The 20,201-nt window shown below is 58.3% G+C and carries 17 protein-coding genes, 3 pseudogenes and 1 other annotated feature; of the genes and pseudogenes, 9 read left to right on the top strand and 11 right to left on the bottom strand.

Annotated elements, in window-relative coordinates; translation table 11 throughout:
* Nucleotide 1: 1 nt before the first annotated feature.
* The 8 genes from rbsD to EJO69_RS02190 form a co-directional block, all read right to left on the bottom strand.
* A complete protein-coding gene (rbsD, locus tag EJO69_RS02225; protein ID WP_126038643.1) occupies nt 2–481 on the bottom strand; it encodes a D-ribose pyranase in 480 nt (159 codons plus the stop codon).
* Entirely contained in the window at nt 478–1,998 is a 1,521-nt protein-coding gene (locus tag EJO69_RS02220; RefSeq protein WP_126038640.1) for a sugar ABC transporter ATP-binding protein, read from the bottom strand. The genes rbsD and EJO69_RS02220 overlap by 4 nt, the downstream gene beginning before the upstream one ends.
* A gap of 6 nt (nt 1,999–2,004) precedes the next feature.
* Nucleotides 2,005–3,054 (bottom strand): substrate-binding domain-containing protein, encoded by a 1,050-nt coding sequence (locus tag EJO69_RS02215; protein WP_126038638.1) that lies wholly within the window; start codon nt 3,052–3,054, stop codon nt 2,005–2,007.
* Nucleotides 3,055–3,087: 33 nt separating this feature from the next.
* Nucleotides 3,088–4,107 (bottom strand): ABC transporter permease, encoded by a 1,020-nt coding sequence (locus EJO69_RS02210; RefSeq protein WP_126038635.1) that lies wholly within the window; start codon nt 4,105–4,107, stop codon nt 3,088–3,090.
* Nucleotides 4,104–5,000, bottom strand: coding sequence for a ribokinase (locus tag EJO69_RS02205; RefSeq protein ID WP_126038632.1), 897 nt, complete (start codon nt 4,998–5,000; stop codon nt 4,104–4,106). Before EJO69_RS02205 ends, EJO69_RS02210 begins: the two co-directional genes overlap by 4 nt.
* A 452-nt stretch (nt 5,001–5,452) precedes the next feature.
* Nucleotides 5,453–6,064: an O-antigen ligase family protein gene (locus tag EJO69_RS12245; RefSeq protein ID WP_245993807.1), complete on the bottom strand. Its 612-nt coding sequence runs from the start codon at nt 6,062–6,064 to the stop codon at nt 5,453–5,455.
* Between the two features lie 518 nt (nt 6,065–6,582).
* Nucleotides 6,583–7,728, bottom strand: coding sequence for a dTDP-4-dehydrorhamnose 3,5-epimerase family protein (locus tag EJO69_RS02195; protein ID WP_126038627.1), 1,146 nt, complete (start codon nt 7,726–7,728; stop codon nt 6,583–6,585).
* 29 nt (nt 7,729–7,757) lie between these two features.
* A complete protein-coding gene (locus tag EJO69_RS02190; RefSeq protein ID WP_126038624.1) occupies nt 7,758–8,273 on the bottom strand; it encodes an SGNH/GDSL hydrolase family protein in 516 nt (171 codons plus the stop codon).
* A gap of 417 nt (nt 8,274–8,690) precedes the next feature.
* On the opposite strand from EJO69_RS02190, the gene EJO69_RS02185 reads away from it, so the two are divergent.
* Nucleotides 8,691–10,085, top strand: a complete 1,395-nt coding sequence (locus EJO69_RS02185; protein ID WP_126038621.1) for a tyrosine-protein kinase domain-containing protein — start codon at nt 8,691–8,693, stop codon at nt 10,083–10,085.
* Nucleotides 10,086–10,214: 129 nt separating this feature from the next.
* Here EJO69_RS02185 and EJO69_RS12515 read toward each other — a convergent pair whose 3' ends face one another.
* Nucleotides 10,215–10,535 carry a transposase gene (locus tag EJO69_RS12515; protein ID WP_126038618.1) on the bottom strand — a complete coding sequence of 107 codons (321 nt, stop codon included), beginning with the start codon at nt 10,533–10,535 and terminating at the stop codon, nt 10,215–10,217.
* A gap of 205 nt (nt 10,536–10,740) precedes the next feature.
* Between EJO69_RS12515 and istA (EJO69_RS02175) the strand changes: the two genes are divergently transcribed.
* Nucleotides 10,741–11,946, top strand: a complete 1,206-nt coding sequence (gene istA / locus EJO69_RS02175; protein WP_126038218.1) for an IS21 family transposase — start codon at nt 10,741–10,743, stop codon at nt 11,944–11,946.
* Nucleotides 11,947–12,696, top strand: coding sequence for an IS21-like element helper ATPase IstB (istB, locus tag EJO69_RS02170; RefSeq protein WP_126038216.1), 750 nt, complete (start codon nt 11,947–11,949; stop codon nt 12,694–12,696).
* 380 nt (nt 12,697–13,076) lie between these two features.
* Here istB and EJO69_RS02165 read toward each other — a convergent pair whose 3' ends face one another.
* On the bottom strand, nt 13,077–13,373 hold the full coding sequence (locus EJO69_RS02165) for an integrase core domain-containing protein (protein ID WP_164519837.1): 297 nt from the start codon (nt 13,371–13,373) through the stop codon (nt 13,077–13,079).
* A gap of 84 nt (nt 13,374–13,457) precedes the next feature.
* Between EJO69_RS02165 and EJO69_RS02160 the strand changes: the two are divergent.
* The 6 genes and pseudogenes from EJO69_RS02160 to EJO69_RS02135 all read left to right on the top strand — a co-directional run.
* A pseudogene (locus EJO69_RS02160) lies at nt 13,458–13,655 on the top strand (transposase); the annotation flags it as partial.
* A gap of 166 nt (nt 13,656–13,821) precedes the next feature.
* Nucleotides 13,822–15,381: an IS21 family transposase gene (gene istA, locus EJO69_RS02155; protein ID WP_126038612.1), complete on the top strand. Its 1,560-nt coding sequence runs from the start codon at nt 13,822–13,824 to the stop codon at nt 15,379–15,381.
* Nucleotides 15,378–16,127 (top strand): ATP-binding protein, encoded by a 750-nt coding sequence (locus tag EJO69_RS02150; protein WP_126038609.1) that lies wholly within the window; start codon nt 15,378–15,380, stop codon nt 16,125–16,127. The genes istA (EJO69_RS02155) and EJO69_RS02150 overlap by 4 nt, the downstream gene beginning before the upstream one ends.
* Before the next feature lie 120 nt (nt 16,128–16,247).
* Nucleotides 16,248–17,074, top strand: a pseudogene (locus EJO69_RS02145) (IS3 family transposase); the annotation flags it as partial.
* Nucleotides 16,343–16,477 (top strand) — a sequence feature (AL1L pseudoknot). Its footprint overlaps the pseudogene before it by 135 nt.
* A gap of 251 nt (nt 17,075–17,325) precedes the next feature.
* Complete coding sequence (locus EJO69_RS02140; RefSeq protein WP_211331473.1) at nt 17,326–18,405, top strand: IS110 family RNA-guided transposase; 1,080 nt, start codon at nt 17,326–17,328, stop codon at nt 18,403–18,405.
* Between the two features lie 16 nt (nt 18,406–18,421).
* Nucleotides 18,422–18,655 (top strand): annotated as a pseudogene (locus tag EJO69_RS02135) (integrase core domain-containing protein); the annotation flags it as partial.
* A 263-nt stretch (nt 18,656–18,918) separates the two neighbouring features.
* Here the strand turns inward: EJO69_RS02135 and EJO69_RS02130 are convergent.
* Nucleotides 18,919–19,989, bottom strand: coding sequence for a hypothetical protein (locus EJO69_RS02130; protein ID WP_126038606.1), 1,071 nt, complete (start codon nt 19,987–19,989; stop codon nt 18,919–18,921).
* Nucleotides 19,990–20,201 lie beyond the last annotated feature (212 nt).

The raw sequence follows: 20,201 nt of genomic DNA, 5'->3' as shown, positions 1-20,201 counted from the left end.
ACTAGTTTCCTTCTTTTTTGATTGCTTCGATACGGGCTTTGTACGAATCTGGGGTTGTGACCCCCGGGCGGTCGAACCAGATGGGGGCATCAATCCCGCTGACGAGAGCGACGTTCCCCCAGGGGTTGAAAGCACCCGTGCGGACGATGACCTTAGCTCTGGCAGCGATGGAGCCGAGCAGATCTTCATGCTTTGCTGTGGAGTGTTCTGCAGCCGGGAAAGACTCCTGGACCAGCTTGTTGAGGACTGGGTTGTACTCGAGGACGTCTTCGGCAACGAATGTCTGCTCAACTATGAGCTCTGAAGCCAGCAGCGGGATGATCTGCTCGTGCGTTGGGAGGTCCTGTTGAATCGCCAGGTCTATACGCCACGCGCCATTCGGTATCGGAAAGCCTGCATCGACGACCATCATGATGTCGGTGTGCCCCATCGATGCAACTGCCCTGGCCAATTCGGCGTTGAGGATTCCTCTGTTTTTCACGCTGTCTCCTTAATTGCGTGGCCCATCGTTGCGTAGGCCATGATCTCTTCTTCAGTTGTCTGCGATGCCTCGAGCGTTGCCACGATCTCTCCTCTGAACATCACGAGGATTTGGTGACACTGGCCGAGCAGTTCGGGAAGGTCCGACGATGACAGCAGGACTGCCATACCCTTCCTCGTGAGTTCCGAGATCACCGAGTAGACTTCGGATTTCGCCCCAACATCAACTCCTCGGGTGGGCTCATCCAACAGCATCACTTGAGGCTCTGTTGCCAAGAGGCGAGCGATCAGAGCCTTCTGCTGGTTTCCTCCCGACAGGCTTGTGATCGGCAAGTCTAGAGATGCTGCGCGGACGTTGACCGCCTTCGCATACTCCTCCGCGACCGCCGCCAGCTTCGAGCTGCGCATGAGCCCGAATCTGGTGTATCTGCTGGCAACAAGGGATGAGATGTTGCTCTTCACAGACATCGTGGGGAAGATACCTGCTGCGCGTCGCTCACCTGGGAGGTAAACCACTCCGGCCTGCACTGCCTCGCGAATGTCTGCTTTGACGATCTCCGCGCCGTTGACTCCGATGGAGCCGCTGACCTCACCCTCCGCACCGTAGATGCCTCGGAGGAGCTCTTCGCGACCGGAGTCCGGCAAGCCCGCAATACCAACCACCTGGCCCTCATAGACATCGAGGTTGATCGGTCCGATGCCATCGATCCTGAGGTCTTTGATCGAAAGCTTGCTGGTACCCCTCTGCGAATAGGGCTCGAGCCTCGTGAGTAGATCCAGCTCTCGCCCCACCATGGAGTTCACGACCTGCCCCTCGTCAGTAGAACTGGTGGGCCAGCTTCCCGAATGACTGCCATCACGCAGCACTTCGATCCTGTCGGACAATCGCATGACCTCGGGAATCCTGTGGGACACATAGAGAATGCCCACTCCGTCAGATTGAAGGCTCTGGATCACCTCGAAAAGCGATTCGGATTCTCTCGGCGAAAGGTTAGCGGTTGGTTCATCGAAGATGACGATCTGAGACTCACGCGCGAGCGCTCTGGCGATCAGCACCATCTGTTTGGAGGCTGAGTCCAGGTCGCCAACCCGTTGTCTTGCATCGAGCGGAGAGCCGATTCTGGCGAGCAGCTCGGCCGCCTGCACGTTGAGCTTCCGCGCAGAAGGGAACCACCTATGGCCAGGCTCATTTCCCATATAGATGTTCTGCGCAATCGAACGATCCTCAGCCAGATCGATTTCTTGGGGCACGATTGCAACGGCCGACTCAAGATCACGCCCTTTCGCCACTCTCAGAGTCTCGTCCGCAAGGACGCGAACCACTCCAGATGTAGCGAGTTCCATTCCGGCGAGGATCTTCATCAGGGTCGATTTCCCTGCGCCGTTCTCGCCCATCACCGCGACGAACTCACCGGCATGGAGGTTAAGCGACACGTCTCGGAGAGCGAAGAACGACCCGTACTGCTTCGATAGCTTCTCTGCAGAGAGCAGAAGCTGTGCGTGCTGGACCGATGTCATCGAGGATTACCCCTCAGCGGGGGCTTCGGCGATGTTGTCGATGGTGAAGATGTCAGCTCCCGTATCGACATCTTCAATCTCTTTACCGTCGACGATGAAGTCCCGGAGAACCTTCACGGCCTGGAAGCCCTGCTCTTCAGGCGCCTGGCTGATTGTAAAGGCTGCGACACCCTCATTGACGTTGTCAATGGTCTGCGACTGGAGGTCGAACCCGACAAGAGCGATCTCGCCTGTCTTACCATGCTGCTTAACCCAGGTGCCTGCTGCAGTGAACGAACAGCAATCCATCGAGGCAATGGCCACGGCGTCGCCATTTCCAGCCATGGTCGACTCGATAGTGTTGTAGGCACCAGTGGGCTCATTGCCGGTATTGACCGGACCGACGATGTTGTTTCCGGAATCTTCTAGAGCGGACTTGAAGCCCTCGAAACGATCGTTATGCCACCCGGCACCAGTGTCTACAGAAACGACAACGACGTCCCCGCTAACGTCTCCGAGAAGCTCGAGCAGTTCCTCTCCCAGGGTCACACCAGAAGCACGCAGGTCCTGTCCCACGAACCCAAGCTGCTGCGAGTCAGGATTGTTGGTATTGAAGGAGATGATCGGAATGCCTGCGTCAAACGCCTGCTGGATCACGGGCTTAAGGGCATCGTTCGATGCAGAGGACACAGCGAGACCGTCGATGTTTCCCTGCGTAATCAGGGTCTGGAGTTCAGAGACCTGCGCCGCAGGGTCACCACCAGCGGGTCCGATCAGCTGTACGTCAACGCCGAGCTCTTCGCCTGCGCGCTGCATGCCCGCTTCGATGGGCGAGGCAAACGCCAGGGAGGGGTCGTGGTAAGAGAGTTTGATTACGAGCTCTTCGCCGTTCTCGACCTTCTCCCGAATTCTATCTGCGAGCACGAACCCGTTGCTGTCCGCGTCTTCACTGCCGTTGCCGGCCTCAGCGGTTTCGGCATCTGTACTGCATGCCGCGCCAGTCAGTGCCAGAGCGAACGCTGTCACAGCGGCGCCAACGATCCTACGTGCGGGCCAATTCTTCGTTGTCGTTGTCATGATTGTTCTCCTTTAGATGGGGTCAACGTTGACCTATTTTTTTCTTCGAGATAGAGCTGAATCACCGGCGACTGCGATGATGATGACTGCTCCTGTGGCTACGGTCTGCCAGAAGGAACTGATGCCTTGAAGGTTGAGAATGTTCTGCAGGACTCCGATGAAGAAGACGCCGATGACCGTGCCCCACATCGTTCCCGAACCGCCGGTCAGCGCTGCACCGCCGATGATGACGGCTGAGATGACGATGAGTTCCATGCCGCTGCCCGTGACTCCTTGAACGTATGACAGGAAGGACAGCCCAAGAACACCGGCCAGGCCGGCCGTTGCGCCCGAAAGAACGAAGGCCATGGTCTTGGTGCGGCCAGTGTTAATGCCAGAGAGTTTTGCCGCGTTTACACTGCCGCCTACTGCGTAGCTGTCGTAACCGAGCTTGGACCGGTGAAGAAGCACCCAGCCAATAGCGACGGCGATCGCAAAGATCAGGAACTGCATCGGGACCGCGCCAGCAATCTTTCCCTGCCCGAGGATATTGAATGCAGCAACGTTCTCATCGCTCGAGCTGAGCGAAATCGGAGTTCCATCTGAAACGAGAAGCGCCGTCCCTCGGAAGATCGAAAGAGTACCGAGCGTGACGATGAATGATGGAATCGCCAGCCCGACAGTCATAATGCCGTTTAAGAAGCCACAGGCGGCGCCGACGGCGACAGCGAGAAGCGTGGCGAGAACCCACGGTGTGCCGTTGGAGATCAGCATGCCGCCGACGACGGCAGAAAGGCCATAAATAGATCCAACCGAAAGATCTATTTCGCCATTGATTAGAACAAAGGTCATGCCGATCGCCATGATGCCGATCTGGGCGACCTGCTGCGTCACGCCAAGAATGTTGCCACTCGTGGCATAACCGTCGACGACCACTACGCCGTATACAACGAGGGCCACAAGGCCAGCAAGGGTCGAAAACTTCCGAATCTTGTCGTTCAGATCGAGCTTTCTCGCGTTCTTGATCTGAGCGTCCTTGGCATCTTTCGAGCTGAGTTCCGGTGCAGCTGTCATTTCCAAATTCCTTCTTCAGCGTTCTTCAGCTCCGCGTCGACAGCCTCACGTTCCGGTATCGCGGGAATAACTTCGTTCTTGGTGACAGAAAGCGACGATGCGACGATCGCTCGCTTGACCGCAGTGCTGACGTTCAGTCCTTCGTCGATCGCCGCGCAGAATGTGCCCACGAATGTGTCACCCGCACCGGTCGTGTCGACGACCTTCTCTTGAGGAAGAGGGGCGAAGCGCTGTTCGCCTGCATCGTCGATGACACGTACTCCGCCCGATCCCTGCGTGACGATCAGGGTCTGGCCCGGAGGCCGTTCATAACCGCTTTTCGAGTAGAACTCGAATTCTGACTCGTTGGGAATGAAAAAGTCAGCCTTCGAAAACACGGATTCATCCAGAGGAGCCGCTGGTGCGGGATTCAGAACAACCCGCGCACCTCGCTCATCGGCCATTGCGATTGCGTGAGCCACCACGTCGGTTGGGATCTCCAAACAGACGACAACAACCGAAGCCTGATCAAATAGCTCACTGAAGGACTCGAGGTCCTTAACGGTGAGGTGCTCCAATGCGCCCGGTGCAATGACAATGCGGTTCTCGCCCGAGGGTTCGACAAAGATGCCCCCAACCATCGTCGATACCTCTGGCACGGTCTTGACGAACTGGAATCCGATTCCCTCGTCATTCCATAGCTGGCGGGCTTCCCTGCCGAATGCGTCATCACCGATCGCCGTAATCAGCTCAACGCGGGAGGCTCCCTGGCGCCGCGCCGCAACTGCCTGGTTCGAGCTCTTGCCGCCATAGCCAATGGAGAGCTGAGCACCGCTGATCGTCTCTCCGCTTTCTGGAATCCGTGGAACGCGCATGGTGATCCCGGTTCCGTAACTACCGATTACGAGAATCAATGTTCCCCCTTGTATATGTACGTCTATGTACCTGTAGGGGATATCACACCATCGCTGCTGGGCATTGTCAAGCCGTACTGGCAGCTAGATCTACGGGTGCGGGATCGCTTACCGACTACGCGGGAACTAATCGAAGCGACTCCTTATGGTCAGAAAACGACGTTAGCAATCGGCAAGCGACGGTGCAGAAGTAGCTGATCTCCTTCGAATTGGATGCCCTCCGCAGGCATGGAGCCCCAGCCTTTCTCGCTGCCATCCCGAGCCGCTGAGCGCGAGGGTTCAACGTCTATAAGGAACTAGGTGGCCGCAGTGTTCGCTACATAACCACCAATTGCCTGCTCGTTCCCATGAATTTCGATTCGCCGCGGCAGGGCGCAGGACAAGGTCCTGCGCCCTGTCTGAAGCGCCGAAGACACAGGTTATGCAGGCCTGTTACGCGGGCCGGAAATTCTCTACTGATGGAGCGGATCATGTCGACCCGACCATCCGATGAGGATTCCAGCCGTCAGGGCGACAACCGGGAAGTCTTCGAGATGGTCGATGGTCGAGTGGATCGCAAGGAATGTCCACGCCGCCCCCGAGATCGCTCCCCTGTCCCGACCAGTCTGGGTCGCCAAGAGGAGACCGCCCGCGAAGACAGCGGCCAGCAGCACCAAGCCGATGATCCCGAGCTCGGCGAGCACCTGAAGAACCAGGGAATGCGTGGCCTCGAGCCCGGGGGTCGTCGATGCCAGCTCTGAAGACGGTGTGAAGGTGCCATGGCCGCTGCCCACTAGGGGATTCTGCTTCCAGAGTGACAGGGCATCATTCCAGAGAGTGTGTCGGGCACTGCTGAGACTGTCGCTCTGTGAGAGCCATGCCGGCCACGACTCCCGCGATCCTAGGATCGCAACCGTGACGGCAGCGAATGCGACGAGGACAAGTCCAGTTGCCAAAGTGATCGCGCGGGACGGTCCTGTCCTCACGCGATAGACCACGCTGATCGTGACTAGGAGCGCTGCGAGCAGGAGGAGCGAGGCTTGAGAACCAAAGGCCAGGAGAATACCGATCACGCCTACACCCATCGCAAAGGCCGCTTGGCGTGACTCGCCCATCTGCCGGATGCTCCGCGGCACGCGGACTGGAAAGTGTCTCGAGGCTTCGTTGGCGGCCGTGGCTGACGCGGCAGGGGCGGCACCCACAATTTCAGACGTACGCGCCATCCCTGCGATGTCCATTGGTCTTGGCAGGTCGAGGAGAGCGACTGCCGCTATTGCCACAAGGAGCACACCGACGGCGGCACTGGCATTGGCATAGACCGGAGCGGCGAAGGCCGCAATCGCCAAGAGAACGGGGACTGGTTCCCGGAGCGAACAGTTCCGCCAGCGATCAACGAGCAGTCCCCCTGCCACAGCACCGGCAAGAAGAACGAGCGGGGAGAGCAGATACGGCGACGAGAAACTGGGTGGACGGTGGCTGATCACAGGAGAGGCGAGCACCCAAAGAGTCCACAGCGCCACGCTCAGGACAAAAAAGACTCCTGCTGGTCCGAGCCGTTTCCGCAGTGGAGACACAGACTCAAGGACAACCCGGGCTGACTGTCTCATCCCTGCCGGTCAACCAGCGTTTGCAGGGCCGGGATGATGCTCTCCAGGTGGGTGTCGATCGCCTGCGCTGCCGTGATCGCGGCGGCCTGCCCTCGTCTGTAGGGGTCGGAAACGGCGTCGCGCTGGCCCGTGCTTCTGTGCTGCCACAAATGCTTGGTCACATCACCGAGTCGCGACCCCGCGGGAAGAGACTGGATCTCTCGTGCGGCATGGCCGATGACAAAGGTCTTCGTGGCCGCCTGAGGCCACTCATCGAGAATGTACCGGCGATGCTCTGGCGCCATGGTGAGAATGAGGTCCGCCTCGTCGACAAGCCCACGATCGAGCTGCTGGGCTCGGTGGCTTCGAGCCTCTCCCCTGCCCGCGGTAAGACCTCCCATTGGCGGATCAATGGGTTCACCGACCAGCGCGTGCGTGCCGGCAGAGGCGAATTCGATCCCTCGGGCACGACTGGCTCGTGCCACAACATCCGCGTACGCGGAGCGGCAGATGTTGGCAGTGCAGACAAAGAGCACCCGGTAGGGTCCAGCGCCCCGTTCATCGCCGCGGCCTATGTGAACCGCAGATCTGCGGAACATCGAACCCAACCCCGTGGACTTGGCCTTCGGCATGGAGAGATAAGGAGCAGCCAGGTCCCGCTCTGACAGGACCGAATAATCTCGGGAGATCGGCCACGGGATCTGAAGTGCGGGGTCGAACAGGTTGGCGGTCTTTGTCCGCTCGCGCGCCTCCGGTGTCCAATGCTCGGAGAGGAGGTAGCTGAAGGTCGTGCCGTCCTCGAGCACCTGATGTGCGTTGCCCACCCCTCGAGGAACAAAGACGGAGGTGCCGAGCGAGAGCTCCTGTGTCGCCACGCGACCGTAGCCCTCACCCTCACGCAGGTCCACCCACGCACCGAAGGCGGAGCCGCTGAGAACGCTGACGTACCTGTCCCAGGGTTCGGCATGGAAGCCTCGAGTCACGCCTCGGCGCTGAACGAGAGTGACATTGTGCTGAACGGGATTGAAGCTCGGTCCGCCGGCAGATTCCAGCTTGGCATCATGCCAGTTCTCCGTGAACCAGCCATCGGGTGTCTCCTGGAGGGATGAGCTCACAACCAGCAGCCCGGGAATCTCGGTCGATCTGACATCCGGCTCGTTCACACAAGGTCCTCTTCTCGACACTTTTGGCTCTACGGCTTGAGTACGGCGATGAGGGTCGCCGCGAGCTCGGCATGCGCCTCTGCGCCCATCGCCTCGCCGTCGCCGAGTGCCGGCTGCCCAGCATCGACATACACCCCGCCAACGGATTCAACAGCAGCCTGGATCGACGCCCGATGGAGCGGCGCCCAGTCCGGAACCGAATCGGCGCTGTAGATAGGAGCGACTGCAATGATGCGGGCTTCAGGCAACGCGGCACGAAGATCCGTGTAGTACTGGGCAGCGACTTCGGTCAGTGGGGTATCGCCATCGGCCACTCCCCCAAAGGTGACAACGACTTCAGGCGAGAGTTCAGCGATGGCGTCCACTGTGCCCGGGAAGGGCGTGCAGGGAGAGTCGTTGCACACGCGCGGAGGCGTCACATAGCCCCTGCCAGGCGCTGAGAGGTTGTACAGAGGCTCCCACTCGAGCTCGGTGCTGACCGGCCCCACCCACAGGGTCTGAGGGTCACCCAGCGAGTTCGAGTCACCGACAATCACCGCCGTCATGCTCTCGTCAGGTGCTGGCACGAAAGTCTCGGTTTCGGCTTCTGGATCCAAAGTGGGCTCGGCCGGTTCTGTCGAGATGTGAGAATCACTGTTCGTCTCATCACTGAAGTCGAACGAACGGGTTTCGGTCGCATCCGCATACTCCGCCCCCCGACCACTGGCCAGAGCAGCCAGACTGAGCGCAACGGCGAGAACTCCGAGAACAATCAGTCCAATGATCGCAAGCAGACCCCGATTACGAACTGATCTCATCACTCACTTCCGTTCACAAATTGCCACCGCATGCTACTAATCTCACGGTGAGTCTAAGCCATGAAGAAGCGGACAGCGCGGCCCAGCAGGTACAGTCTGTGTGTACTGTGATTCTGTCAATAGTTCTGCAGTATTTACCCAGCTCAAGAATGTTTTAGGACGGTTATGGAACTTCAGCAGTATCTCAAAATCATTCGGGACTACTGGCGAAGTATTCTTGCAACCCTTTTCGTCGTAGTGGCGGCCGTCGCCGGCTACACGATCATGCAGGATCCTACTTATCGGGCAGATGCAACGGTCTTCATCACGGTCGAAAGCGGTGACACTGCAGGCGAGCTCTCTCAGGGAGCCAACTATGCAGAGCGACAGGTGCAGTCCTTTGTTCAAGTCGTATCGACCGCCAGCGTACTCCAGCCCGTTATTGATGAGCTGGATCTGGATGCCACGCCAGCGTCTCTCTCGCGCAGCATCTCAGCGTCGTCTCCAAATGCGACCTCGCTCATCGAGATTGCGGCGTCTGGCGAAAACTCCGCTGAAGTCACCGATCTTGCTAATGCAGTCGCTGCTAGTCTCGTGGCAACGGTAGATGACCTGGCGCCGACCAGCTCGGATGGGTTGAACCTTGTCAGTGCCAGCGTTATCGACCCTGCGACGGTGCCGACCACGCCGACAGCCCCGAAGCCGATGACGAATCTTGCCCTGGCAGTGATCCTCGGGCTCCTGCTCGCCTTCGGCCAGGCGCTGCTACGAGAAGTACTCGATACGAGGGTTCGGGATGCAGGCGACATTCAAGAGGTAACAGACAAACCGATCCTTGCGACTGTCGGGCATATCTCGAAGAATATGACGCCGTCAGAGCGACGAGCGCATTCCGAGGCCTACCGCCGTCTACGTACGAACGTGACGTTTGTCGGTCTGGGCGGCGAAAGGAAGAAGTCCCTTGTCATCACTTCTTCGCTCCCCGATGAGGGAAAGACACAGACCGCTGTGAGCCTTGCGAGCGTACTTGCTCAGGCGGGCGAGACAGTGCTCCTGATCGACGCGGATCTGCGACGCCCCTCGGTCGCCAATCGCCTGCAGATCGACAACGAGCTCGGGCTCAGCGACATTCTGACCAAGCGTGGAACATTGGCGGATCTCGCAATTCCCGCCGCGACAAATTTGTGGGTGTTGCCTTCCGGAACGGTCCCGCCGAATCCCTCCGAGCTGCTCGGATCAGGAGCTATGAAGCAGCTGCTTTCCCACGCTGAACGCGAGTTTGACTACGTTGTTCTGGACACCCCACCTGTCCTTCCAGTGACAGACGCCGTCGTCGTCGCATCGCAGGCTGGAGGGGCTATCGTCGTGTCGCGTGCCGGGGTGACCAAGCGGTCCCAGATCCAATCGACAATTGACGTGCTGGAATCTGGACTGGCATCGACGCTCGGATTGGTCCTGAATGACGCCGAACTCAAGTCTAGGGAAGAGCGCTATGGCTACTATTCGGGATACACACAGGGCGATGCCAACACAGAGAACGTGGCAGCGCGTCATAAGGGCAGTGTCCGCCAACGCAGTTGATCTTCCGCGATAGTGGATCATAGACAGCTTTTGATTTAAACCATCCCTTGCTGAAGGGTCGCGGGTTTCGCTTCGATTCTTTTGTTGTGAGACCTGCAAATAGCGGAAGGTTTCACTGCCCCGGGTTCCTTAAGCGGGCCTTCCCGCTTTCACTAACACAATCCCCCAAGAACGCCCACCGGCTCTCACGACGCCATGGTTGGCTCTCGCAAACGTGCCCGTCTTGAGCTTCGGAATAGCAACGTCGACGGTGTAAACCCAGGTGTCGAGGGGCCTGTGTCGGAAGCCATCGCTCTGAGCAAGGTAGCCATGGCGCTGAGCAAGATGGTTGGGACTGGAGTTGTCCCACTCCGCATCGACATCAGCATCAGCATCGCCTGAGAGCGGGGCGTTGATCATGATCTGCAGCAGGACCGCGCTCAATTCAGTAGCCACGCTCACGACCACCATGCGGATACAACACTCTAAGGGACACTGCTAACCGTTCTCTCTGACCGAGAAATCAACGGCAGAAGACCAGACGGTTCCCCATCGCCGGCACTCACAACGACCGAAATCCAGGTGCACTCGAGGAGTGTCGGCGGCAGTTGAAAAGTGAGCAGTTTCGGCATTTGAAAAGTGAGCACTTCGATTAACGATGTGGAGTGTGATTTCAATGCACGATTGGGAAAAGATCCGGGTGCTTGCCCGCGAGGGTGTACCGAAGGCTCGTATTGCTGCTGAGCTGGGTATCTCACGCAATACGGTGGATCGGGCGGTGAAGTCTGATCAGCCGCCGCGTTATGTCCGCACGAGGACACCGACGAAGTTTGGGGAGTATGAGGCCCGGATACGGTGGCTGCTGGAGGAGTGTCCGACGATGCCGGCCTCGGTGATCGGCGAGCGGGTGGGCTGGCCTTACTCGGAGAGGGCCTTGCGGCAGAATGTGGCACGGATCCGTCCTGAGTATGCGCCACGACGTCTCGATCCTGCGGACCGGTTGGAGTGGGAGATCGGGGATGTGGCTCAGTGTGACCTGTGGTTCCCCAATGTTGATATCCCGATCGGGAACGGCAAGACGGCACGCTTCCCTGTGCTGACGATGATCCTGGCCTGGTCAAAGTATCCCGTTGCCTTGATGATCCCGAGCCGGCAACGCCCGGACCTGCTGTTGGGCATGTGGGACGGGATCAGCACCTTTGGCAGGGTTCCTCGACGCCTATTGTGGGACAACGAGGCCGGAATCGGACGATACGGCAAGCTCGGGCAGGAAGTCGCGGAGTTCTGTGGAACCCTCGGAGTGAAGCTCGTCCAAGCCAAACCCTATGACCCGGAGACCAAGGGCGTGGTCGAACGGTTCAACTCCTACCTGGAAACCTCGTTCCTGCCCGGGCGGACGTTCGCCAGTCCCAAGGATTTCAATGCTCAACTCGCCGGCTGGCTCGAGGTGATCCGAGGGAAGAAACCACGAGGGAAAGACCAAACTCGGGGCCAGGGCCTGACCGTCGAGCTCGAGCATATGGGTGCGTTGCCGCCGGTTGATCCCGCAGCGAGGTGGACTGTGCAGACGCGGTTGGGACGTGACTACTACATCGAGATCGGCGCGAACGCCTACAGTGTTGACCCCAGGTGGATCGGGCACCGCATCGACGTCACCATGGACCTGTCGACGGTCCAAGTCAGTACGGGCGGGAAGGTCATCACGACTCATGAGCGTCTTTGGGGCAGCGGCGGTCAGGTGACCGACCCTGACCACGTGGAGACCGCTCGGAAGCTGCGTGCGACCTTTCAGCAGCGCCAGGGCCTGCCCGGCTACGGAGTGACGGTCCAGGGCGGGGACCTGGCAGTATATGACCAGATCTTTGACATCGAGGTGGCCTAAATGGAGGCGATCAAAGACGTCACGTACTACACGAGTGCGTTGAAAGCACCACGTATTCAAGCTTCTTTCGCTCGCCTGGCTGACACTGGGCGGGCACAGGGCTGGACGTTCGAGGAGTACTTAGCCGCGGTTTTGGAAGCCGAGGTCACCGCCCGGGAAGCATCTGGGGCCGAGATACGACGGAAACGAGCACACTTCCCGTCCATGAAGACGATTGAGGACTTCACCTTCGATCACCAGCCCCACCTGCGCTCAGACGTTCAAGCAGCATCACGCTCGACCTGGATCCACAACGCGGAGAACATGATCCTTCTCGGCCCACCAGGCACCGGGAAGACTCACATATCGATCGGGCTCGGCATTGCCGCGACCAGGGCCGGAATCCCGGTCCTGTTCGACACCGCAGCCGGCTGGATCCAGTCGCTCACTGCCGCTCACAACAAGGGAGACCTGACGAAAGAGCTGCGGCGTATTCGCCGCTACAAGCTCATCATCATCGACGAGCTCGGCTACCTCCCCATCGAGCCAGAAGCCGCGAACCTGTTCTTCCAGCTCATCTCGGACCGATACGAGCAATCATCCATCCTGATCACCTCAAACCTCGCTTTCGGGTCCTGGTCCACGATCTTCCACGACGAGACGATTGCGACAGCCATCATCGACCGGCTCGTCCACCACGCCCAAGTCCTGACCACGAAAGGAACCTCCTACCGGATCAGACACCGACAAGAACAAGGAACTGTAAACTAAAACCGCTCAGTTTTCGATCGCCGGAAATGCACCAAATTCAACTGCCGCCGACAGAGGAGAATGCGATACTCTCGACTTCAGGCATAAAGAAATCGCTAACAGGGGATCGAATGGTCGGGAGTCGAACTTGCTCATTATGTGGTGTTAAGGGCCATGACAGACGGTCGTGCAACATTTCCCAAAACTCTGGGCGGTGCAGCGTCTGCGGGTACCACGGCCATGACAAGCGGAACTGCCCTCACAAGTGATCGGTAGAGAAGGAAATCCTCGTCCTGAGTCAGCCGTATATTTGTAAGCGAGTTTAGACCCGGTTCTAGGCAGAGATCCATTTTGAGACACCTTTACCCGCGTCTGTGACTTTGTGTAGACGCGCTCTACGCCTATTGACCTCGACCGTTTTCGATGCGGCTGTTAAGTCGTTGTTGTCCGATGTCGAGGTGGGGTCTTTCTAGGTTGCAGTAATCACTCCAGGACTGCACGGCTTGAGCCCGTTCTTTGTCCGTTTTCGAGGCTCTGGGGTAAGCCCATTCGGCGGCCAGGGTGCGACTGAGCCGCTCGACTTTGCCGTTGGCACATGGGCAATGGGGCTTGATGAACTTCTGGCTGATGACATGAGCGTCGATCACAGCGTGGAATGTCGCGGACTTGCGATAAGCGAACGCGATGTCAGTGATCACGAGTTCAACCCGCAATCCCAAGTGTGCTAATGAATCGCTCTGGGTTTGATGGAGATTCCTGAGCTTGGAAACAAGGATGGAATAATGTCAGTTATGAACAATCCCGGACGCGCCTCGCAGCGGCGGTATTCACCAGAGGAAAAGGCGGCAGCGGTGCGCATGGTGCGCGCCTTACGTAAAGAGCTGGGCACGAAGAACGGCACGGTCAAAAGAGTTGCCGATCAGCTCGGATACGGCCCAGAATCGGTACGCACCTGGGTGCGTCAGGCCGATATCGACGATGACTGAATATTCGTGGTTGTGGGAGCCACTCGTGGTGCCTTCCAGAGCCAGTCCACGTCTAGGCCGATGGTGTCGGTGAGAGCCGTTTATGGCGTGTTGGAGAGCCGCCCTGGTTAGGCTCCTTCCGTCGCGTGGATCGGTCGCGCGACGAAAGGAGCATGTACCCATGGTACGAAAGATTAAGTCGAAGCTGATTTTAGAGCTTCGTTCCCAGGGACAATCAGGCCGCGCGATCGCGGCCGCCCACGGGATGTCACGTAATAGCATCGCCCAAGTATTTGAAGCCGCCGACCGCGAAGGCCTGTCGTATGACGACATAGCCGAGGTACCCGAAGCGGAGGTTTATGCGCGGCTGTTTCCCGGACGTGGAGAACACACCAGCGTCTATGTCCAACCGGATTGGACCCGCGTGCACCGCGAACTTGCCAGGGTCGGGGTGACATTGAAACTGTTGCACAGCGAGTATGTCGACCTCGTGAAAGACGAGGGCGGTCTGGCGATGAGTTATGACAGGTTCTGCCGACGATATCAACATCATGTCCACCTCACCGGGGTCGCCTCACGGGTAGGGCATAAGGCCGGACAAGCAGTGGAAGTGGACTGGGCTGGCCCCACCATGACATTGACAAATCCCGTCACTGGCGCGGAGCAGAAGGTCTATCTGTTTATCGCTTGCCTGCCGTTCTCACGGTACGCGTTTGTCGAACCCTGCGCAGATATGACACAGACTTCCTGGTTGAACGCTCATGTAGCGATGTTCGATTACTTCGGCGGCAGCGTCCCGCGGATCGTCTGTGACAACCTGAAAACCGGTGTCATCACCAGGCCCCGGGAGGGCGAGATCGTCTTGAATGATTCCTACCGTGAGCTCGCCGGCCACTACTTGGCAGCCGTGCTCCCCGCCCGGGTGGGAAAACCGAAAGACAAAGCGAGCGTGGAGAACACGGTCTGGCACGTGGCCACGAGAATCAACGCCAAGCTCAGAGAGCATTCCTTCGCTTCTCTTGCGCAGCTGCGCCAAGCAATCCGCGCTGAGCTCGAAACTTATAATGCTGAACCGTTTCAGAAGCGTGCAGGCTCTCGCGCGAGTGTCTTCCGCACCGAGGAGGAGCCCCTGCTGCGGCCTTTGCCAGCAGTGGCTTATGAGATTGCTACCTGGGTCTATGGCCGTAAAGTCGCCAAGAACTCTCATGTGGTGTGGCAGAAGAACTCCTACTCCGTGCCGTACCCCAATATCGGTAAAACGGTTGACCTGCGGATCACACCGACGATGGTGGAGATCTACGACGGTCATGATCGGCTCACCAGTCACGTCCGCGTCCCCACCGGGACCAGCGGGGTATACCGCACGCATGACGGTGACCTGCCCGGCGGGAAGGGCTATCAGCCCTGGGACGAGCACCGCGTCCGTGACTGGGCCACCAGGATCGGAGCCAACACGCTCACGGTCGTTGATCGGATCTTTGCTGCTGTCCCAGTCACCGAGCAGGGCCTGGACCCCGCGCTGGCAGTCCTGCGCCTATCGAGGCGATTTACTGCCGGTCGGGTCGAGGCCGCCTGCAAGATTGCCTTGGAGGCCAATATTCGCTCCCCACGCTATAGCCACGTGCGCCCGATCCTCGATACCGGACAAGACAAAACCGGAACTGCCGCCCCTTCTTCTCAAAGTGAGGGTGGGGGCTATGTTCGCGGGGCGGCCTACTATGGCGGAGGCCGATCTAAATGACGATGCTCGATACTGAAACGAAGAACAAAATGCGCGACATGGGAGCCGAACCTCTGCTCGATGCCCTGAGCGCTCTTGACGACGGGCTCACGCTGGGGCTGTCGTTTGAGGAGAAGCTCAAGCTTGCTGTTGATGACGCCCACGCCGTGTTCACTCACGCGAAGATCCAAGGCCTCAAGCGCCGCTCAGGAGTGCGCTACCCCGACGCGGACCTGCGTAGGGTCGATATGCTCACCGAACGCGGACTGGACCAGGCCATGCTGGCTCAGCTGGGAACTTGCCGGTTCATCGAGTTGCACCACAACATCGTCTTCCAAGGCTTCACCGGATCGGGCAAGTCTTATCTTGGCTCCGCCCTTGCCAACCAAGCCTGCCAACACCGGATCCGCGCCAACTATGTACGGATGCCGGACCTGGAAGAGCTCATCAGCGTCGCAGCCGATAAGCCCCACGGGAAGACACAGCTGCTCAAGAAGCTGAGTAACTTCACTCTGCTTGTGATCGATGAATGGCTCCTCGACCCACCTGATGAAGCGCTTCAGAGCTTCCTCCTGGAGCTGCTCGAGCGTCGCTATGACGCAGCCTCAACAGTGTTCTGCACGCAGTATCCGAAAAAGGACTGGCACACCCGCCTCGGCGGCAGCGTCCATGCTGATGCGATCATGGATCGCATCGTTCACAACACGACGTGGATCGAGACCGGGACCTTCAACATGAGAGAACACCAAGCACAAATAATGCTCTAAACATGCGCGTGAGAGCCGGTGGCTCCCAACAACGCCAGTCACTGGCTCTCACGCGCGCCATAGCCGGCTCCCCGACACACGAACAGGTGGCTCTAAACAGGCCGGATACTCAATGACCACCTCCCTGGTGTGAGCACTGATGAGGCCCGCCGTCTGCTCGAGCTTGAGCAGGAGAACCGCGAGCTGCGCCGGGCCAACGAAATCCTCAAACGCGCAGCGTCTTTCTTCGGGGCGGAACTCGACCGCCAACACAAGAAATAGTGGCCTTCATCGACTTAAATAGGGACGATATTGTGGCCGGGCGCCGTCTTGGAGTCGAGTCCATCTGCAGGGTATTGCAGGTGGCTCCAAGCACGTACTACGCCGCGAAGAAACGTGGCCCCTCTGCTCGTGCGATCCGGGACGCGGAGCTGATTCCCCGGCTGTTTGAGCTGTGGGAAGCGAACTACAGCGTCTATGGAGTGCGGAAGCTGTGGAAGGCTGCACGCCGTGCGGGAATCGATATCGGCCGCGATCAGACCGCCCGTCTTATGCGAGCAGCAGGGATCGAAGGGGCACGACGGACCAAGAAAGTCCGAACCACTCACCGTGATGCGACTGTCCCTCGGCATCCTGACTTGGTCGACCGTGATTTCACCGCCACAGGCCCGAATCAGCTGTGGGTCACCGATCTGACATTCGTTGCCACCTGGGCCGGGATCGCGTATGTGTGCTTCATCATCGACGTCTACTCCCGCATGATCGTCGGGTGGCGAGTCGCCTCGCATATGCGCACACCCATGGTCCTCGATGCGATCGAGATGGCCCGCTGGTCGCGCGGGACTCACCTGCCCGGGCTTCGGTGTCACAGCGATGCAGGCAGTCAATTTACGTCCATTCGCTACGGCGAGAGACTAGCGGAGATCGGCGCTGTTCCCTCGATCGGTACTGTTGGCGATAGCTACGACTGTCAGACTGTTTTCACCTGGTTCCGCAAGAATCGGGAAGACCTGACCGGTGGGCTCTGACTCCAGCATACGAATGACCCGAACGGTGTCTTAGCGTTGTACTGTCGAGCACCCGGACAGGCACGGAATAGAGCATTGACACCTCCCGGGAGTGACCTCATAGGAGCCTGGAGCATTACGCATTCCTCGTGACAGTCCTGTCTACCCGGCAGGCGACAGTGTGAGACCACACTAGCAAGCAAGGAAATGCCATGGAGACCCCCATAAATATGAGATCCGGATACGTTGTCGTCGGCGTTGATACTCACAAACACATTCACGTTGCAGCCGTCATGGACTCCGTGGCCGGAATTCTCGATACTTTAACGATCCCTACCGACACTCCCGGGTTCGCGAAGCTCACCGCGTGGGCCCACACCTATGGGCAGATCTTAGTCTTCGGAATCGAGGGAACAGGATCCTACGGGGCCGGACTCACATCCTATCTACGCCGTCAGGGTCATCGTGTTGTGGAAGCGGGCAGGCCCGATCGCCGGCTTCGTAGAATGAACGGTAAATCCGACACTCTCGATGCGGAAAATGCGGCTCGGGCAGCACTGGCAGGCATGGCTACCGCAACCCCGAAAACTGCTGACGGCACAGTCGAGATGCTGCGCCAGCTCAAGGTTGTCCACGGCACCGCAGTCAAAGACCGCAGTGCCGCGATGATCACGCTCAAAGCCATGCTGGTCCACGCAGATGATCAGCTCAGAGCGAGCACGAACAAGATGACGCAGATCAAGCTCGCCCGCCATCTGTCACGGCTACGCCCCTCTGATCTGACTACTGTTGCTGGGACACTGCGGTACTCGTTACGTGCCTTGGCAGGGCGCTGGCTCTTCCTCGATGCTCAGATCAAAGAAATAGAATCAAAGATCAATGCCCTCGTGACTGAATATCGTCCAGCACTACTGGAGCAATTCGGGATCGGTGCCGATACTGCCGCGGAGATCCTTATCGTGGTCGGCGATAATCCTGAACGTATCAAATCAGAGGCAGCCTTCGCGAAACTCGCCGGCATCAGCCCGATCCCCACCGGCTCGGGGCAGACCAGCGGCCGGCACCGGATCAACCATGGCGGGCACCGCCAGCTCAACGCGGCGATCTACCGCACCGTCATCGTCAGGATGCAACACCATGAGCCGACAAAAGCTTACGTCACTAGAAGAACCGCCGAAGGCAAGTCTAAACGCGACATTATTCGATGCCTCAAGCGCTACGTCATCCGCGAGGTCTACCACCTCGTTAAAGCTCAATCAGCCGCCGACATCCCACTGCAGAAAGTGAGTTGACAGATATAGGAGCGTCAACGCACTGGCTGAGACGGTTAACGGATACTACAAGACCGAGCTCGTGCGCGGGCCGGCACATCCGGGTCCGTGGAAGACGATCGAGGATCTAGAACTGGCCACCCTGGGCTGGGTCCACTGGCACAACACTGAACGCCTTCACGGCTACCTCGGAGACGTACCACCGATCGAGTTCGAGAACACCCACTACACTGCTACCAGCACCCCCAACGTGCTGATCGGAATCAAATAAAAAGAGCCTCCATCAAACCCAGAGCGATTCAGTCGCGCCTGACTCCCCGCCGTACCAAAGCGCCTTGGCGGTTTGGTTGACAGGCATCCCCTCGGTCGTCGAGGCATACTCCGGGCGTTTGAACCCGGTCAAGCTGCCAAGATTCTTTGCTCCAGATACTGACACACGTAAAAGGCAAGGCTGCAAGCATGACAGGCTTGCAGAATCCCGACCCGGCGTACCATTCAATTGTCTGTGGTTGGACGATGGCTTCGATAGCTGACCTAGCCGCAGGAAGATGCCAATGTCGCGTCACGTCTGCGTCTTCGCTCGAATGCAAGCGCGTATACGACCAAGAAGAAACTTGAAACCTTGTACCTGTGGCGAAGCGCCGTACCAGTATTGCTGACGCCGACTCCAAACAGCATCGATACCACCAGAATCACGACAATCAAAGAAGCGATTAGCGTGCGATTCCCTCCAGCGAGATGTCGGTTCTTAAAAGCAAAATAGAACGCGCCCACGTAGAAAGAAGAATCCGAAAAAGCCATGAAAGCGTCATTCAGCCCGCGCCAATCCCAGGGCATCGGCGCCGCCAGGAAGTAAAGGGCCCTCACAGGTGCGAATGCAATCAGTTGGCCGACATTTTCAGCATTCATCGAGGTAAGGTAGGCAGATCCACCACGAGTCGAATTCACAGTGGCGATCAGGTCCTCCGCGGACTCTAGACTGCTGAACTTGCCTAGGAATAGTTCTGGGTATTTCCACACTACAAACACCACCGCTGGCACTAGCAAGAATAAGTAGCCAAGTGTGGAGGCGCCTACTCTGAATTTCCGGTGTCGGCGTTGATACACGGACGCAACGAGAATATAACCAAAGGCCACTGCGATCATCCCAGAATGGAAGACGGTTGCCATCAGAGCGAAAGTCACGGCGAGGAAGAACCTTGAAAAAGTTCCATTTAGAAGCCAGGCTACAAAGTAGGCGACGGAAACTGTAATAAGCAGCGCGATGAGGCTTTCTCGAAGAAACAGCGAAGAAAGAATTGCCCAATTCGGCATTACGGCCCCTAGGACCATTAACTTGTTGACGATTGATTTCTTCAGTTCGAGTTGCTCTGCCAACAATTTGTACGCAATAAGGAGTACGGTCACGCCCATGAGGGCATTCGTATACTGAGCAAAGGAACGCAACGGGCCAACGAGATAGAAAAACAAGCCCATCAGCTTGCTAAAGGAGCCTCCGTAGACCGGCTCGCCCAGAAGCGAGAGATCAGAAGACACCAGAAGTGCGGAAGCATAGTATCCTTCTGTATCACTGCCACTATGTAGCAAAACGTGGAAATCTCTCATATGCGTGTCCCAAAACACTAAGAGGACCCTGCACACAAGCGCTAAGCTCAGGATGATCCCAACAGCTTTCGGTAGTACGAGCAAGAAGATCGAGGCAGCGGTCAGGAGATGAAATAGCACCGCGAGAGTGTCGACCGTAGATACATCGTCACCCCTCGGGAGCCCAATAATCGCCAGCATCAAGAAAACGACGGCCCATGACGCCCAAAGCA

Source organism: Flaviflexus salsibiostraticola (assembly GCF_003952265.1).
In the GTDB taxonomy this organism is placed as follows: Bacteria; Actinomycetota; Actinomycetes; order Actinomycetales; family Actinomycetaceae; genus Flaviflexus; species Flaviflexus salsibiostraticola.
The sequence above is the reverse complement of the archived record's forward strand: the minus strand, read 5'-3'. Positions and strand labels throughout refer to the sequence as shown.

What these genes read in the sequence shown, in the direction of transcription:
- istA (WP_126038612.1), top strand. Translation starts at nt 13,822, where the DNA reads ATGGTACGAAAGATTAAGTCGAAGCTGATTTTAGAGCTTCGTTCCCAG.
- EJO69_RS12515 (WP_126038618.1), bottom strand. Translation starts at nt 10,535, where the DNA reads ATGGTGGTCGTGAGCGTGGCTACTGAATTGAGCGCGGTCCTGCTGCAG.
- istB (WP_126038216.1), top strand. Translation starts at nt 11,947, where the DNA reads ATGGAGGCGATCAAAGACGTCACGTACTACACGAGTGCGTTGAAAGCA.
- EJO69_RS02185 (WP_126038621.1), top strand. Translation starts at nt 8,691, where the DNA reads ATGGAACTTCAGCAGTATCTCAAAATCATTCGGGACTACTGGCGAAGT.
- EJO69_RS02215 (WP_126038638.1), bottom strand. Translation starts at nt 3,054, where the DNA reads ATGACAACGACAACGAAGAATTGGCCCGCACGTAGGATCGTTGGCGCC.
- EJO69_RS12245 (WP_245993807.1), bottom strand. Translation starts at nt 6,064, where the DNA reads ATGGGTGTAGGCGTGATCGGTATTCTCCTGGCCTTTGGTTCTCAAGCC.
- EJO69_RS02150 (WP_126038609.1), top strand. Translation starts at nt 15,378, where the DNA reads ATGACGATGCTCGATACTGAAACGAAGAACAAAATGCGCGACATGGGA.
- istA (WP_126038218.1), top strand. Translation starts at nt 10,741, where the DNA reads ATGCACGATTGGGAAAAGATCCGGGTGCTTGCCCGCGAGGGTGTACCG.
- EJO69_RS02210 (WP_126038635.1), bottom strand. Translation starts at nt 4,107, where the DNA reads ATGACAGCTGCACCGGAACTCAGCTCGAAAGATGCCAAGGACGCTCAG.
- EJO69_RS02130 (WP_126038606.1), bottom strand. Translation starts at nt 19,989, where the DNA reads ATGAGAGATTTCCACGTTTTGCTACATAGTGGCAGTGATACAGAAGGA.
- EJO69_RS02140 (WP_211331473.1), top strand. Translation starts at nt 17,326, where the DNA reads ATGGAGACCCCCATAAATATGAGATCCGGATACGTTGTCGTCGGCGTT.
- EJO69_RS02220 (WP_126038640.1), bottom strand. Translation starts at nt 1,998, where the DNA reads ATGACATCGGTCCAGCACGCACAGCTTCTGCTCTCTGCAGAGAAGCTA.
- EJO69_RS02190 (WP_126038624.1), bottom strand. Translation starts at nt 8,273, where the DNA reads ATGACGGCGGTGATTGTCGGTGACTCGAACTCGCTGGGTGACCCTCAG.